Source organism: Thermaerobacillus caldiproteolyticus, assembly GCF_013761245.1.
Lineage (GTDB): Bacteria > Bacillota > Bacilli > Bacillales > Anoxybacillaceae > Thermaerobacillus > Thermaerobacillus caldiproteolyticus.
Genome location: NZ_JACDUT010000019.1, coordinates 12,543 through 28,007 on the forward strand (window position 1 = coordinate 12,543; position 15,465 = coordinate 28,007).

Below are 15,465 nucleotides of genomic sequence, written 5' to 3' on the forward strand. Positions count from 1 at the left end.
ATGAGGTGAATTTGATGAAGGTGCTCGTCATTGGTCGTGGTGGTAGAGAGCATGCGATTGTCTGGAAAGCAGCACAAAGTCCGCTTGTAACAAAGCTGTATGCGGCGCCGGGGAATCCTGGAATCGCTGAGATGGCGGAGCTTGTTCACATCGATGAGAACGATACGGAGGCGCTCGTCCATTTCGCTAAACAAGAAAGCATTGATCTTACGATTGTTGGTCCAGAAGCACCGCTTTTAAACGGGATCGTGAATCGATTCCAAGAAGAGGGGCTTCGCATTTTTGGACCAAGAAAAGAGGCTGCTCTCATTGAAGGAAGCAAAGCGTTCGCCAAAGACATCATGAAAAAATATGGCGTACCGACAGCAGAGTACGCTTCATTCACGTCTTATGAAGAAGCGAAAGCATATGTAGAGAAAAAGGGAGCGCCTATCGTGATTAAAGCGGATGGATTAGCGGCAGGAAAAGGGGTTACTGTCGCGATGAACGTTCGAGAAGCGTTTGATGCCCTGCATGTGATGATGGTGGAAAAGCAATTTGGAGAAGCGAGCCAGCAAGTCGTCATTGAAGAATATTTAGAAGGGGAAGAGTTTTCACTAATGGCATTTGTCCATGGCGAAAATGTGTATCCGATGGCGATTGCTCAAGATCATAAGCGTGCCTATGATCACGATGAAGGTCCGAACACAGGGGGAATGGGGGCATATTCCCCTGTACTGCAAATTTCAGAAGATATGATCCAACAAGCTATTGAACAAATTATCAATCCAATGGCAAAGGCACTTGTTGCTGAAAATCGAGCGTTTACTGGCATTTTATATGCAGGGCTAATGGCAACTGCACGAGGTCCAAAAGTCATTGAATTTAATGCGCGCTTTGGCGATCCGGAAGCGCAAGTCGTGCTGCCACGTTTAGAAAACGACCTTGTTCAATTGCTCATTGACATGCTGGAAGGAAAAGAAGTGGAAGTAACATGGTCCACCGAAGCAATAATAGGAGTCGTCTTAGCTTCAAAAGGCTATCCATATGCCTATCAAAGCGGAGCAGTGATTGAAGGAATAGAGGAGCTTCATCCAAACATACTCGTGTTCCATGCGGGAACAAAAATCGAAAACGGAGCATTACGTACAAACGGAGGACGTGTGCTGCTTGTTGCTGCAAAAGGAGAAACACTGCAACAAGCACAACAAACAGTATACAAAGAAATTGCAAAAATCAAATGTGATCAATTATTTTACCGCAGCGATATCGGTCATAAAGCTATCGCACGCGCTTTTTCCTCACATAGACAAAACTAATAGCGACAATTCCGCCAATTAATAAAGCTAGTACAAAGGACATGTCTGTCAAGTATTCCAGTAACATCGTTTATTCTCTCCTTTAACGGAGGCTGGCTCAATGAATGAGTCAGCCAATTTTTTTAGGTAGGATTAATCGTTAGTTCGTCGCCTTTCACACGTTCTGCTTGTTCCTGTTGATATTTTTCAAACAGCGCGGTAATCGGACAAAAGCGCGTAATCCCTTCAGCGACTTTCATGGCGGCGAGCATAGCGATAAAGAGATAAGAATCGCGCCACGGCCATCTCGTCATTTTCGCCGTTGCCCACGCCAGTATCATTAATCCGCAGGTAATGCGAATGAGAGCGTTCACGATACCAATATTGATTTTCACCATATTTTTCCTCCTTATTTTGTTTGTGAAAATGACTTTAATGCGGTAAAATGTTTATATGGAACAATTAGGAAAAAAGGGATGGGGTGTATATGACCGAACAACGTTACCGCTGGAAAAGCTACCAATTGCGCGAGCATGTCGCAATCATCGACGGGAAAAAGTCGCCTACCAAACTGTTAGTCAATGCGACGTACTTACATTCTTATTTCCGGCAATGGTTAAAAGGAAACATTTGGATTAATGAAGATCGTATCGTCTATGTTGGTGAACGTCTCCCTGATCGTCTTGAGGGATGCGAAATTATTGATTGTAGCGGTTACTTTTTAGTACCTGGGTATATCGAACCGCATACCCATCCGTTTCAGTTATATAATCCCCACTCGCTAGCTCAATATGCATCGAAATATGGCACAACGACATTGATCAACGATAACTTATTCCTTGCTTTGCAATTACCAAAAAAGAAAGCGTTTTCTTTTTTAGGAAAAATGAGTGCACTTCCTGTGACGATGTATTGGTGGTGTCGGTTTGACGGCCAAACAGAGCTTGAGCGGGAAGAGGAGCATTTTTCTCACGCGAATGTGAAAGAATGGCTCGAACAAGATTCGGTCGTGCAGGGCGGGGAGTTAACTGGATGGCCGAAGCTGCTTGCTGGGGATGATTTAATGCTTCATTGGATTCAGGAAGCCAAGCGGATGAAAAAGCAGATTGAAGGACATTTTCCCGGTGCATCAGAGAAAACGCTTACAAAAATGGTGTTGCTAGGAGTGGACTGTGATCATGAAGCGATGACAGGAGAAGAAGTATATCGGAGATTATTGCATGGCTATACTGTTTCATTACGTTATTCTTCGATTCGTCCGGATTTACCAACATTGCTTGAGGAAATGAAAGCACTTGGTATTGACCAATATGACAAGTTGATTTTCACAACTGACGGTTCACCGCCGTCATTTTACGAACAAGGATTCATTGACCAACTGATTCGTATGGCGCTAGAAAAAGAGGTTCCTCTTATCGATGCCTACAACATGGCGACGATTAACGTAGCGCGTCATTATCAAATGGAACACCTTCATGGCAGCATCACAACAGGGCGAGTGGCCAACATTAACCTATTACGGGAAAAGGAAGACCCAACCCCTATCAGTGTGCTTGCAAAAGGCCAATGGGTGAAGCGTGATGGCGTTTGCGAAGAATTAAATCCGTCTATTCTTTGGGGAGAATATGGTATTCAGCCACTTCAGCTATCTTGGCAGCTGTCTATTGATGATTTACAATTTTCAATGCCATTAGGAATGCACATGGAAAATTCGGTCATTATGAAGCCGTACTCCATTTCCATTGATACATCGCGCGAAGAGCTGTCTGTTGACCATGATGAAAGCTTTTTAATGCTGGTCGACCGAAACGGAAAATGGCGGGTTAATACGATTTTAAAAGGGTTTGCTACCCATGTCAGAGGATTGGTTAGCTCTTATTCGAATACAGGTGATATTATTTTAATTGGGAAAAGTAAAAAAGATATGTTTTTGGCATTTCAACGTATGAAGGAAATAGGCGGGGGCATTGTTTTGGTGGAACATGGGAAAGTCGTTTACGAACTTCCCTTAACGCTAAACGGAATGATGTCTGAGGAAAAGATGGAAGTGCTTATCGCTGAGGAGAAAAAGTTAACAACGTTATTAAAGCAAAGAGGCTATCCATTTGTTGATCCGATTTACTCATTATTGTTTTTACAATCTACCCATTTGCCATATGTTCGCATTACGCAACGCGGAATTTATGATGTCATGAATAAAATAGTACTCTTTCCATCAATAATGCGTTAAAATATAAAAGTAAAAAAAGGTTGTGTGATCATTGAAACGTTGGTTCATTGCGTTGAGTGGAGCATGTCTTCTTATGGGAGGCTGTGCAAAAGAAAAAGAAGAAGGCATACATCAGAACACAGCACCAATCGAAACGCCGAAACAAGATAACACATCGAAACAAGAACAAACAGTATTCCCGTTGACCGGATTGCCGGCGGCGAAATCTTCTGACCATCGCGTGATTGCGGTTATGGTGAACAATCATCCGAAAGCAAGACCGCAGTCGGGGTTGCAAAAAGCGGATATCGTATACGAAGTACTTGCTGAAGGGGATATTACGCGCTTTTTGGCATTATATCAGAGCGAATTCCCAGAAAAAGTCGGCCCTGTTCGCAGTGCCCGCGACTATTATATTGAATTAAGCAAGGGCTATGATGCACTCTATATTTGTCACGGATGGAGTCCAGAGGCAAAAGCGATGCTGGAAGCTGGAGGGACAGATTATCTGAATGGCCTATTTTATGACGGGACGTTGTTTAAGCGTGCCTCGTTTCGTAAAGCGCCGCATAATTCGTATATTACCTTTGCGAATATTGAAAAGGGGGCGAGAGAAAAGGGGTATTCCCTTCAAGAGAAAGTGAAGCCATTGCCGTTTTTTACGGATGAGCAAAAGGAAGAAGCGGCGCAGCAAATTGAGATTGCGTATTCGCATCGCGATTATGCCCATGTTCAGTACAAATACATTCCGGATCAAAAAGGATATTTTCGCTATAGCGCAGGGGAACAGACGGTGGATTATGACACAAAAGCCCCCATTATCGTGCACAATGTGTTTATCGTGGCAGCGAAACATACGATCGCTGACAAATCAGGACGTCGTGACATCGACTTAACATCCGGCGGCAAAGGGTATTTATTTCAAAACGGAATGGTGAGACAAGTGGAATGGAAAAACATCGATGGTCGTATTTTGCCGTATGAAAACGGGGTGCCCGTTGGTTTTGTGCCGGGTAAAACATGGATTAATATCGTTCCAGAACTTGACATTGTTCAATATCGCTAGATTATGTTTATATAGAGGGGGAAATGACAATGCAAATCGATAAGTTGAGAGGCAGAGAAGTAGATCAACTGTTTAAGGCGATTCTTTCCCTTCGCGACTTAGAAGAATGTTATCGCTTTTTCGATGACCTGTGCACGGTGAATGAAATCCAATCGCTCGCCCAGCGCTTAGAAGTCGCGCGAATGCTTCGTGAAGGATACACGTATCATAAAATTGAAACGGAAACAGGAGCAAGCACCGCGACGATTTCCCGCGTCAAACGTTGTTTAAACTACGGAAATGATGCTTATGAAATGGCGCTTGAGCGCATTAAAAAAGAAAACACGGATGAACCGAAAGAAACGCATGATGCTTAATCAAAAAGGGAGTATTCCTTTTACGTGAAGGAGCTCCTTTTCTTTTTGGCTGAAAAGAGTGAGGATTTGTTATAATGAAAAGATGGATAAGCAAATGGAGGTTTTCGTGTATGTATGATCTTCGCCAGTGGCGTCATGTCTTTAAACTAGACCCGAATAAACAACTTAGCGATGAACAACTTGAACTCGTATGTGAATCAGGAACGGACGCCGTTATTGTTGGTGGAACCGACGGTGTGACATTAGAAAACGTGCTTGATTTAATGGCGCGTATCCGTCGTTTCAGCGTTCCGTGTGTGTTAGAAATATCCAATATCGAATCCGTTACGCCGGGATTTGACTTTTATTTGATTCCTATGGTCTTGAACAGTCGGCAAACGAAATGGATTGTCGATTTGCATCACCGAGCAGTAAAAGAATTTGGTGAGTTAATGAATTGGGATGAAATTTTCATGGAAGGCTACTGCATTTTAAATAAAGATTGCAAAGCGGCTGCGTTAACCGATGCCAATACGGAGCTTCAAGAAGAAGATATCGTTGCCTATGCGCGCATGGCCGAGTATATGTACCATCTACCCGTTTTTTATTTAGAATATAGCGGAGCATATGGAAACCCACAAACAGTACAAAAAGTCAAACATGTGCTGCGCGATACCCGATTATTCTATGGAGGAGGAATTGAAAACGAAGAGCAAGCCAAAGAAATGGCGCAATACGCCGATACGATCGTTATCGGAAATGCCATTTATAAAGATCTAGAAAAAGCGCTCAAAACTGTAAAAGCGGTAAAAGGATAAGTTGTACAAGCAAGAAAAATAGTATAAAATAGAACATATGTTTTGTGGTGGTGATCAAGGTGAATTTTTTATCAGAAAGGTTATTAGCCAATTTAAACCGCGAACAACAAGCGGCTGTAAAAACGACGGAAGGGCCTCTTCTCATCATGGCGGGAGCGGGAAGCGGAAAAACGCGCGTATTGACGCACCGCATTGCTTATTTAATGGCGGAAAAACATGTGGCACCTTGGAATATTTTAGCGATTACGTTTACGAATAAAGCGGCCCGCGAAATGAAGGAGCGCGTGCAAGCTCTTCTTGGCGGAGCAGCGGAGGACATTTGGATTTCGACATTCCACTCGATGTGTGTTCGCATTTTGCGCCGCGATATTGACCGCATCGGCATTCACCGCAACTTTTCGATTTTAGATACGACTGACCAGCTTTCCGTGTTAAAGACAATTTTAAACGAAAAAAACATCGATCCGAAAAAATTTGACCCGCGTTCGATTTTAGGGACGATCAGCAGCGCTAAAAACGATCTGCTTTCCCCGGAGAAATTCGCCCAAAAAGCAGGGAGCTACTACGAAAAAATCGTCAGCGACGTATACGAAGAATACCAAAAACGCCTGCTTCGAAACCATTCGCTTGATTTTGACGACTTAATTATGACGACGATTCAATTGTTCGAGCGCGTTCCAGAAGTGCTTGAGTATTATCAATATAAGTTTCAATACATTCATGTCGATGAGTACCAAGACACGAACAGGGCGCAATACATGCTTGTTAAAATGCTTGCGTCGCGCTTTAAAAATTTGTGCGTCGTCGGCGATTCGGATCAATCAATTTATCGTTGGCGCGGAGCAGATATCCAAAACATTTTATCGTTTGAAAAAGACTATCCGAACGCGAAAGTCATTTTACTCGAGCAAAACTATCGTTCAACGAAACGCATTTTACAAGCGGCAAACGAAGTCATTGAACATAACTATAACCGCAAACCGAAAAAATTATGGACGGAAAATCCAGAAGGACAGAAAATCGTCTATTATGAAGCGATGAGCGAATCGGATGAGGCGCAGTTTGTCGCCGGGAAAATAAAAGAATATGTAGATAGCGGCAAACGAGATTATTCCGATTTTGCTATTCTGTACCGAACAAATGCACAATCGCGGATGATGGAGGAAGTATTAGTCAAATCCAATATCCCTTATAAAATCGTCGGCGGCATTAAGTTCTATGACCGCAAAGAAATTAAAGACATTTTAGCGTATTTGCGCGTCATTGCCAATCCGGACGATGACATTAGTCTAATGCGCATCATCAACGTACCGAAGCGCGGCGTTGGTGCCTCTTCCCTTGATAAAATTACAAGCTATGCCGCAGCGAACGGGCTCTCGATGTTTCAGGCGCTTGGAGAAATTGAACAAATCGGGTTAAGTGCACGCATCGCTGCTTCGTTAACGGAGTTTCGCCGACAGATTGAACAGTGGGGGCAAATGCAAGAATATGTTTCGGTCACAGAGTTAGTTGAAGATGTCTTAGATAAATCAGGCTATCGCGATATGTTACGTGCAGAAAAAACGTTAGAGGCGCAAAGCCGTCTTGAGAACATTGATGAGTTTTTATCAGTTACGAAGCATTTCGAAAATACGAACGAAGATAAGTCATTGATTGCCTTTTTAACCGATTTAGCGTTAGTCGCTGATATTGATCAATTGGACGAGCCAGACGGAAACGAACAAGAGGCAGTCGTGTTAATGACGCTTCATTCTGCCAAAGGGCTTGAGTTTCCGGTTGTCTTTTTAATCGGCATGGAGGAAGGGATTTTTCCGCATAGCCGTTCACTTGACGACGAAGAGGAAATGGAAGAAGAACGCCGCCTTGCATATGTCGGCATTACCCGGGCGGAAGAAGAATTGTTTTTAACAAGCGCCCAAATGCGTACATTGTTTGGCCGGACCAATATCAACCCGGTGTCGCGTTTTGTAAATGAAATCCCGGATGAATTAATTGAGCGTGCGAACAAAACGACACCATGGGCAGCGAGCCAGCCAACAAAAACGTTCCGTACGATAACGGTGGCAACGACAACAGGTGGCGAAGCAATCGGTTGGAAAGTCGGCGACAAAGCGGAACATAAAAAATGGGGAATCGGTACGGTCGTTAGCGTACGAGGAGAAGGAGACGATAAAGAACTAGACATCGCTTTTCCAAGTCCAATCGGGATTAAACGATTGCTTGCCAAATTTGCTCCAATTACAAAAGCGTAAGGAAAGGATGAACCGAGAATGGATCGACAGGCTGCGATCGCGCGTATCGAAGAACTTCGACAGCTTTTAAACAAGTACAATTATGAATATTATGTGCTTGACAATCCATCTGTACCAGACGCGGAATATGATCGGCTCATGCAAGAGCTCATCGCGCTCGAAGAACAATATCCAGAACTGAAAACAAAAGATTCGCCGTCCCAACGTGTAGGTGGACAAGCGCTAGAAGCATTTCAAAAAGTAGAGCATCGCACACCGATGCTTAGCCTGGCCAATGCGTTCAACGAAGGGGATCTGCGCGATTTTGACCGCCGTGTGCGTCAAGAAGTCGGCGAGAATGTGGCGTATGTTTGCGAGCTGAAAATAGACGGGCTCGCCGTGTCTCTCCGCTATGAAGATGGATACTTTGTTCAGGGTGCGACGCGCGGCGATGGCGTGATCGGCGAAGATATTACTGAAAATTTAAAGACGATTCGCTCTTTGCCGCTTCGTTTACATGAACCTGTCACGCTGGAAGCGCGCGGTGAGGCGTACATGCCAAAAAAATCGTTCGAGCGATTGAATGAACAGCGTCGTGAGCGGGGCGAGGAACTATTTGCGAACCCTCGCAATGCTGCTGCTGGTTCATTGCGGCAGCTAGACCCGAAAATTGCTGCCTCACGTCATTTAGACTTATTTGTATACGGTCTTGCCAATGCCGAGGAATTAGGGATTGATTCTCATAGTGCCGCCCTTGATTATTTACAGCAGTTAGGGTTTAAAACGAATCCGGCGCGCCGCAAATGCGCCAATATGGACGAAGTTATTCAATTTATTCATGAGTGGCAGGAAAAGCGGCCGCAATTGTCTTACGAAATCGATGGCATTGTTATTAAAGTCGATTCATTTGAACAGCAAGAGCAGCTCGGTACAACGGCGAAAAGCCCGCGCTGGGCGATCGCGTATAAGTTTCCGGCAGAAGAGGTAGTGACAAAGCTCATCGGTATTGAATTAAGCGTAGGGCGTACGGGAGTGGTGACTCCAACCGCCATTTTAGAGCCGGTACGAGTCGCAGGAACAACAGTGCAGCGTGCTTCTCTTCATAATGAGGATTTAATTCGCGCGAAAGATATTATGATCGGTGACTACGTGGTAGTAAAAAAAGCGGGGGATATTATTCCGGAAGTGGTGAACGTATTACCGGAGCGCCGTACGGGAGAAGAAGTAGCGTTTTCGATGCCGACACATTGCCCGGAATGTGAAAGTGAACTCGTTCGTTTAGATGGTGAGGTCGCATTGCGCTGCATCAATCCAAAATGCCCAGCGCAAATTCGCGAAGGATTGATTCACTTTGTGTCACGTCAAGCGATGAACATCGAAGGGCTCGGTGAGAAAGTCATTGCCCAGCTATTTCGTGAGGGGCTTGTCCATGATGTGGCCGATTTGTACACGTTGACGAAAGAGCAGTTGATGAACTTAGAGAGAATGGGAGAAAAATCAGCGACGAATTTATTAAATGCAATTGAGGCATCGAAACAAAATTCGCTCGAACGTCTGTTGTTTGGGCTCGGCATTCGTCATGTAGGAGCGAAAGCGGCAAAAGTGTTAGCCGAGCATTTTGAAACAATGGACCGCCTCCAAACTGCAACGAAGGAAGAATTGATGACCATTCACGAGATTGGTGAAAAAATGGCCGATTCGATAGTCGCCTATTTTGGCAAACCAGAAGTCCATCAACTATTAAACGAGCTTCGTTCCTATGGAGTGAACATGACATATAAAGGTCCGAAAACGGTAAAAGCGACAGACGTTGACTCTTATTTTGCGGGCAAAACAGTAGTGTTAACCGGAAAACTCGAAACATTATCCCGCAATGAAGCAAAAGAAAAAATTGAGCAGCTTGGTGGAAAAGTAACGGGCAGTGTTAGTAAAAATACGGATTTAGTGATTGCTGGTACCGATGCAGGATCAAAATTAACAAAAGCGCAGCAACTCGACATTGAAATTTGGGATGAAGCGCGCTTTCTCCAAGAAATTGAGCAGTAAGTGGGTGTGAAGAATATGAAAAAACTTGCGATGATGTTTGTTGCGCTCCTTCTTTTTCTCTCCGCGTGTGCACCAAAATTGGGAGAGGAAGAAGTTGTGCAAGAAAAAAATAACAAACAGCAAAAAGCTGTCATTCCGAAGTACAACATTTCCGACTCTTATTATCGAATGATTTTGCCATTTAAACCGTCAGGGGCTCGCGGACAAGTGGTAGAAAACTTAAATACGCGTCTAGATGTCGATGAATTTGAAACAGGATTAATGCGCTTAGCTCAAGATCGGTTTTCTCCAAAAGATTACTTATTTCAAGAAGGCCAATATTTACACAAAAAAACGGTGGAAAGTTGGTTGCGAAGAAAGCTGACAAAAGCGCAGCTAAAAGAAGAAGGATTGAAAGAGTCCGAGAACGTTGGGCTTAACCCAATGATCAGCGATAAAGGAACGAATGAGGAAAAAAACACAAAAAGTCCGATTTATTTAGCGAGTATTTTGGAACATGACTATTTAGTTAAAACGGATAACGGCAAGGTGCAATTAGGCGGCGTTGTCTTAGGGCTTGCGTTGAATTCCGTTCATTATTATGAGACGGAACAAGGATACCCGCGCGAGGTCGAAATTAAAGACGAGATCATTGAGCGAGAAGGAAAGCGAATTGCTGCGGAAGTGCTTTCACGTGTCCGCAATATAAAAGGGTTAAAAGACGTGCCAATTACGATCGCCCTGTTTAAACAAGCTCCGAAAACGTCCATTATTCCGGGTCATTTTTTTGCGGTGGCAAATGTTGATCAAGGAAGTTCTAGGATCGATGACTGGGAAAAGATTAACGAAGAATATTATTTATTCCCATCCGATGAAGCACAGAAAAATCATCGCGAAGATGTGATGAAGTTTTTAAACTTTAAGTCGGATATTGAGGAGTTTTTCCCGAATTATACAGGTGTCATTGGCAAAGCTCTATATCGTGATGATCAGTTACAACAACTGACGATTGATATTTCGATGCAATTTTATGGAAAAGCTGAAGTCATCGGATTTACTCAGTACGTAACAGGACTTGTCATGGAACAATTCCCAGACTATATTACGGTAAACGTCTATATTTCATCCGTAGGAGGACCGGAAAGCATCATTGTTCGTCAGGCAAAATCCGATCAGCCGTTTGTTCATATTTATCAATAGCCTATATACTTGCTAAAATTTTGAAAAAATTGAATAACGCTCTGCGATCCGTTAGAATGATATTGTGGGTTGTAAACGCTTTTCTCAATTTCGACAAAGGGGGAGTAAACAATGGTACAACCTTATAAACACGAGCCATTTACTGATTTCACGGTAGAAGCCAATAAAAAGGCATTCGAAGAAGCGTTAAGAAAGGTCGAAGCAGAGCTTGGGAAAGACTATGATTTAGTCATCGGTGGAGAGCGCGTTTCCACAGAGGATAAAATTGTTTCCATTAACCCAGCTAATAAAAATGAAGTAATTGGCCGCGTTTCAAAAGCGAATAGAGACCTCGCTGAAAAAGCGATGAAAGTCGCTGATGAAGCGTTCAAATGGTGGAGTAAAACAAAACCAGAAATGCGCGCTGATATCTTGTTCCGTGCTGCTGCGATTGTTCGTCGTCGTAAGCACGAGTTTTCCGCATTGCTTGTCAAAGAAGCAGGAAAACCATGGAAAGAAGCAGACGCTGATACGGCAGAGGCAATCGACTTTATGGAATATTATGGACGTCAAATGCTGAAATTAAAAGACGGTATTCCAGTTGAAAGCCGACCAAACGAATTTAACCGTTTCTTCTACATTCCACTTGGCGTTGGCGTTGTTATTTCGCCTTGGAACTTCCCGTTCGCGATCATGGCAGGGACAACGGTTGCTGCGCTTGTAACGGGTAACACAGTTCTTTTAAAACCAGCTAGTGCCACACCGGTTATTGCTTATAAGTTTGTAGAAGTTCTTGAAGAAGCTGGCCTTCCAGCAGGCGTATTAAACTACATTCCAGGAAACGGCGCTGAAGTTGGCGACTACTTAGTCGATCATCCTCGCACTCGTTTCATCAGCTTCACTGGTTCTCGAGATGTTGGTATCCGTATTTACGAGCGAGCAGCGAAAGTACATCCGGGACAAATCTGGTTAAAACGTGTCATCGCGGAAATGGGCGGTAAAGATACAATCGTTGTGGACAAGGATGCTGACCTTGAATTAGCGGCACAATCAATCGTTGCGTCTGCATTTGGTTTCTCAGGTCAAAAATGTTCTGCATGCTCACGCGTTGTTGTGCTTGAAGAAGTGTATGATCAAGTGCTCAACCGCGTTGTTGAATTAACAAAACAATTAACAGTCGGAAACCCAGCCGAACAAAGCACATTCATGGGACCGGTCATTGACCAATCTGCTTACAACAAAATTATGGAATACATTGAAATTGGTAAACAAGAAGGCAAGTTAATGACAGGCGGAGAAGGAGATGATTCCAAAGGCTTCTTCATCCAACCGACCGTATTTGCGGATGTCGATCCTCAAGCTCGCATCATGCAAGAAGAAATTTTTGGTCCGGTTGTTGCCTTCACAAAAGCAAAAGACTTCGATCATGCGCTTGAAATTGCTAACAACACGGAATATGGCTTAACAGGCGCGGTCATCTCTAGAAACCGTTTCAACATCGAAAAAGCGCGTGAAGAATTCCATGTCGGTAACCTTTACTTTAACCGCGGCTGCACAGGCGCAATCGTCGGCTACCAACCATTCGGCGGCTTCAACATGTCCGGCACAGACTCTAAAGCAGGCGGTCCTGACTACTTAATCCTTCACATGCAAGCAAAAACAACTTCAGAAATGTTTTAATAAATAAGACCTCTCTGCATAGGTAACGGGTTTACTTCAGAGGTGCAAACAATCAAATAACAACCGAAAACGCACTGAGAATTCACATCAGAATTCACAGTGCGTTTTTTGTTGGTATAATAGCTTTTGTCATAAATAAATTATATTTTCACATAGAAATTCGCATAAAAATTCGCTAATAATATGGAAATAATTATTGTGGTATATGTGAATTCGTTGCGATTTCGGCTGTGAATTGCTATGTAAAATAGAAAGAGCGGGATTTTATGAAAAAAATGAAGTTTATCAAACCAAGGAATAAGCAAGCTTTAAGGGTTTATTGGAAAATTTACGGAAGAACTCGTTATATTGTGAAGTATTATGCGGCATATACTGAGCATACCGAAGAGGAAATTGTTGACGAATTTCTAACGAATATCTTGTTAGATGAGAACTTTCTTGAATGGATTAAAAACAAGCGTTACAACAAAAGAATTATGAACCGAATTTTTAACTCGCGGGAAACAAGTATTGGCTAAATTAAAAAGGCTAGCTCGCTTAAATGACGGAATTGTAAATATTGTTGAACCCGTTACAGAAGAAGAGTTACTAGATAGACAACTTCATTATCCTTTAATGAAACTTCAACAATTTTCCAGAAAATTCAGCTCTCCATATAGACCTGTTGAGTTTGACTTTGAGGGTCAATTGAAAACTATTGAAAATACAATCATTGTACCAATCCATTTTGTGATTGGTTCGGCAAACCTCAAAAGAAATACGAGCCAAAGGTAAACCAAGTCAATACAAACTCAGCAGTAAGGGAAAAACAAGAGGAAATGCTCTGATTTGTAACCCTGACCCAGAAAAGCCGCCTAAATACAAATCACACAAATGTACAGTAACACTTGTATCAAACTGGTCTGTTGCAGAAGAGATTAAACGGTTAGCTACGATGGACCGAGTAAAAGATATATCGCCTGAGTATCAATTTCATAAAGATGGTTGTACGAATGAAGAGATAACCTCGTTTGAACAACCAAAAGGATTTTATCGTCGTGGAAAAAGTACAGGATCTTCTCAAAAGTGGCAATGTAAAACTTGTAGGAAGATTACTATATAGATTCAGATTAATTTTCCGACATAACTACCTGTCCGATGCGTTGAAGCACTTTTTCTGGAAATTGAGCGAGGTGTTCCAAGAACGAAACAATCGATTCTCTCAACTCCTTTCGAGTGGGATGAAACCGATTGGCAATCACACTCTCTTTAAGCCACCCCCAAATTCGTTCAACTAAGTTTAAATTCGGCGAATACGGGGGTAAGAATACCAAAGTGAGCTGTTCTTCGTGCTCATGCAAAAAAGGCTGAAGAACTTTGGCATGATGAATTTTTGCGTTATCTAAGACCATCACGACATGTTTATTTGGATAATGAGTTAATGTATATTGAAGAAATTGCAGAAAAGCCTGTGCATGACACTGGTCCGCTTCCATACAGAGAAATTCGCTGACCGCCGAATAAGCTCGCTGTCGCGTGGTGTCCATATGTAGGGATTGGTTTTTGACTCCCTTTGACACTCCATGTGGTACGAAGAGCTTGGTAGTCCCGAATATGACTTTCATCTTCATAGATTATGACCGTGTTATCGGACAAGTTTTTTTATCAGTTTCATTTCCTGTTGAAACTCTTTTTGTTTTTGAGGATTCGCATAGGGCGTGTATAGCGAAATCCCCAGCGATGGAGCATATCGCAAATACCGCCACGGGACATAGTGACCGAAAATTTCTCTTCTAACACGTGTTGAATGATTCGTGTATTCCAGCATGTTTCGATGCCATATCCTTCATCGGCAAGCGTGCTTTCTTCCAGCATCTTTCTCAATTCACATTCTTCGTCTGGAGACAGATACGGCCTTTCTACCGGGAGCATAATGGCGTTCTAGTAGCGCATCCATGCCAGCTTGGTTAAACTTTTGAACGTAAATCGAAACGATTTCACGGTGGATGTTTAAGAGTTCAGCGGCTTGGACTTCTAAGTAGCATTGTCTCATGAGACGAGTTACGGCCGTTTGCCTTTTTCCTTTTGCACTCCTGTCTTTGGCGACGTTCAATGGTCCAACCGTGGTCATTCGTAATTTGGAATCCTAATTCATCCGCTCCTTTGCTTAACCTGTTTAGAAGCAGCATCGACAAGAACAGGCATTGATCAGAATTTCAAACTGAATTGATATAGATGTTGCGCTTTCTTTTACTTTATAAAAAATAATAAGTTACAAATTGTGATTCATTAATCCATTGAACAACATTTCTAAAAGACTTTTTTTGTATTTTTTTGGAAAAAAGAAGGAATTTTTTAATAATATGTCAAATTATATAAACTGCGCGCGCAAATTTAATTTTATTTTGAAGTAGGGGGCATTAAAATGAAGAAAAAATTTCTCACATCACTTACTATTTGTGGACTAGTTGTAGCAGCAGCTACGGGGGTACAAGCTGCTAGACAAATAGGTTCGTACGACACTATATAGATTCAGATTAATTTTCCGACATAACCACCTGTCCGATGCGTTGGAGCACTCTTTCTGGAAATTCAGAAAGGTACTCCAAAAACGAAACAATCGATTCTCTCAACTCCTTTCGAGTGGGATGGAACCGATTGGCAAT

At 42.8% G+C, this 15,465-nt stretch carries 16 protein-coding genes; 11 read left to right on the top strand and 5 right to left on the bottom strand.

Annotated features, from left to right (window positions below):
- Positions 1–14 precede the first annotated feature (14 nt).
- The gene (purD, locus tag HNR31_RS17690; protein ID WP_181557503.1) at positions 15–1,298 is read left to right on the top strand and encodes a phosphoribosylamine--glycine ligase; all 1,284 of its coding nucleotides are present in this window, start codon (positions 15–17) and stop codon (positions 1,296–1,298) included.
- Here purD and HNR31_RS19415 read toward each other — a convergent pair.
- Together HNR31_RS19415 and HNR31_RS17695 are read right to left on the bottom strand one after the other, a co-directional pair.
- The gene (locus HNR31_RS19415) at positions 1,261–1,365 is read right to left on the bottom strand and encodes an EYxxD motif small membrane protein (RefSeq protein WP_323744645.1); all 105 of its coding nucleotides are present in this window, start codon (positions 1,363–1,365) and stop codon (positions 1,261–1,263) included. The genes purD and HNR31_RS19415 overlap by 38 nt on opposite strands.
- Before the next feature lie 55 nt (positions 1,366–1,420).
- On the bottom strand, positions 1,421–1,675 hold the full coding sequence (locus tag HNR31_RS17695; RefSeq protein ID WP_181557504.1) for a YgaP family membrane protein: 255 nt from the start codon (positions 1,673–1,675) through the stop codon (positions 1,421–1,423).
- An 89-nt stretch (positions 1,676–1,764) separates the two neighbouring features.
- On the opposite strand from HNR31_RS17695, the gene HNR31_RS17700 reads away from it, so the two are divergent.
- The 10 genes from HNR31_RS17700 (at position 1,765) to HNR31_RS17745 (ending at position 13,594) form a co-directional block, all read left to right on the top strand.
- Positions 1,765–3,507, top strand: a complete 1,743-nt coding sequence (locus HNR31_RS17700) for an adenine deaminase C-terminal domain-containing protein (RefSeq protein ID WP_181557505.1) — start codon at positions 1,765–1,767, stop codon at positions 3,505–3,507.
- A 31-nt stretch (positions 3,508–3,538) separates the two neighbouring features.
- Positions 3,539–4,552 carry a DUF3048 domain-containing protein gene (locus HNR31_RS17705; RefSeq protein ID WP_228485575.1) on the top strand — a complete coding sequence of 338 codons (1,014 nt, stop codon included), beginning with the start codon at positions 3,539–3,541 and terminating at the stop codon, positions 4,550–4,552.
- A 29-nt stretch (positions 4,553–4,581) separates the two neighbouring features.
- Positions 4,582–4,908, top strand: a complete 327-nt coding sequence (locus HNR31_RS17710) for a YerC/YecD family TrpR-related protein (protein ID WP_181557506.1) — start codon at positions 4,582–4,584, stop codon at positions 4,906–4,908.
- A 110-nt stretch (positions 4,909–5,018) separates the two neighbouring features.
- Positions 5,019–5,705, top strand: a complete 687-nt coding sequence (gene pcrB / locus HNR31_RS17715; RefSeq protein WP_181557507.1) for a heptaprenylglyceryl phosphate synthase — start codon at positions 5,019–5,021, stop codon at positions 5,703–5,705.
- Positions 5,706–5,764: 59 nt separating this feature from the next.
- Complete coding sequence (gene pcrA / locus HNR31_RS17720) at positions 5,765–7,957, top strand: DNA helicase PcrA (RefSeq protein WP_181557508.1); 2,193 nt, start codon at positions 5,765–5,767, stop codon at positions 7,955–7,957.
- An 18-nt stretch (positions 7,958–7,975) separates the two neighbouring features.
- Positions 7,976–9,982 carry an NAD-dependent DNA ligase LigA gene (gene ligA, locus HNR31_RS17725; protein WP_181557509.1) on the top strand — a complete coding sequence of 669 codons (2,007 nt, stop codon included), beginning with the start codon at positions 7,976–7,978 and terminating at the stop codon, positions 9,980–9,982.
- Between the two features lie 15 nt (positions 9,983–9,997).
- Entirely contained in the window at positions 9,998–11,161 is a 1,164-nt protein-coding gene (locus HNR31_RS17730) for a CamS family sex pheromone protein (protein WP_181557510.1), read from the top strand.
- Between the two features lie 111 nt (positions 11,162–11,272).
- On the top strand, positions 11,273–12,820 hold the full coding sequence (pruA, locus tag HNR31_RS17735; RefSeq protein WP_181557511.1) for an L-glutamate gamma-semialdehyde dehydrogenase: 1,548 nt from the start codon (positions 11,273–11,275) through the stop codon (positions 12,818–12,820).
- Between the two features lie 266 nt (positions 12,821–13,086).
- Positions 13,087–13,338, top strand: coding sequence for a hypothetical protein (locus HNR31_RS17740; RefSeq protein WP_258561122.1), 252 nt, complete (start codon positions 13,087–13,089; stop codon positions 13,336–13,338).
- Positions 13,331–13,594: a hypothetical protein gene (locus tag HNR31_RS17745; RefSeq protein ID WP_181557512.1), complete on the top strand. Its 264-nt coding sequence runs from the start codon at positions 13,331–13,333 to the stop codon at positions 13,592–13,594. The genes HNR31_RS17740 and HNR31_RS17745 overlap by 8 nt, the downstream gene beginning before the upstream one ends.
- A gap of 335 nt (positions 13,595–13,929) precedes the next feature.
- On the opposite strand, the gene HNR31_RS17750 is transcribed toward HNR31_RS17745, so the two are convergent.
- The 3 genes from HNR31_RS17750 to HNR31_RS19045 are packed head-to-tail and all read right to left on the bottom strand — an operon-like array spanning position 13,930 to position 14,930.
- Complete coding sequence (locus HNR31_RS17750; RefSeq protein WP_309505747.1) at positions 13,930–14,430, bottom strand: IS630 family transposase; 501 nt, start codon at positions 14,428–14,430, stop codon at positions 13,930–13,932.
- Between the two features lie 40 nt (positions 14,431–14,470).
- On the bottom strand, positions 14,471–14,674 hold the full coding sequence (locus HNR31_RS19040; RefSeq protein WP_228485729.1) for a helix-turn-helix domain-containing protein: 204 nt from the start codon (positions 14,672–14,674) through the stop codon (positions 14,471–14,473).
- Positions 14,675–14,684: 10 nt separating this feature from the next.
- A complete protein-coding gene (locus HNR31_RS19045; protein WP_233414643.1) occupies positions 14,685–14,930 on the bottom strand; it encodes a hypothetical protein in 246 nt (81 codons plus the stop codon).
- Between the last annotated feature and the right edge of the window lie 535 nt (positions 14,931–15,465).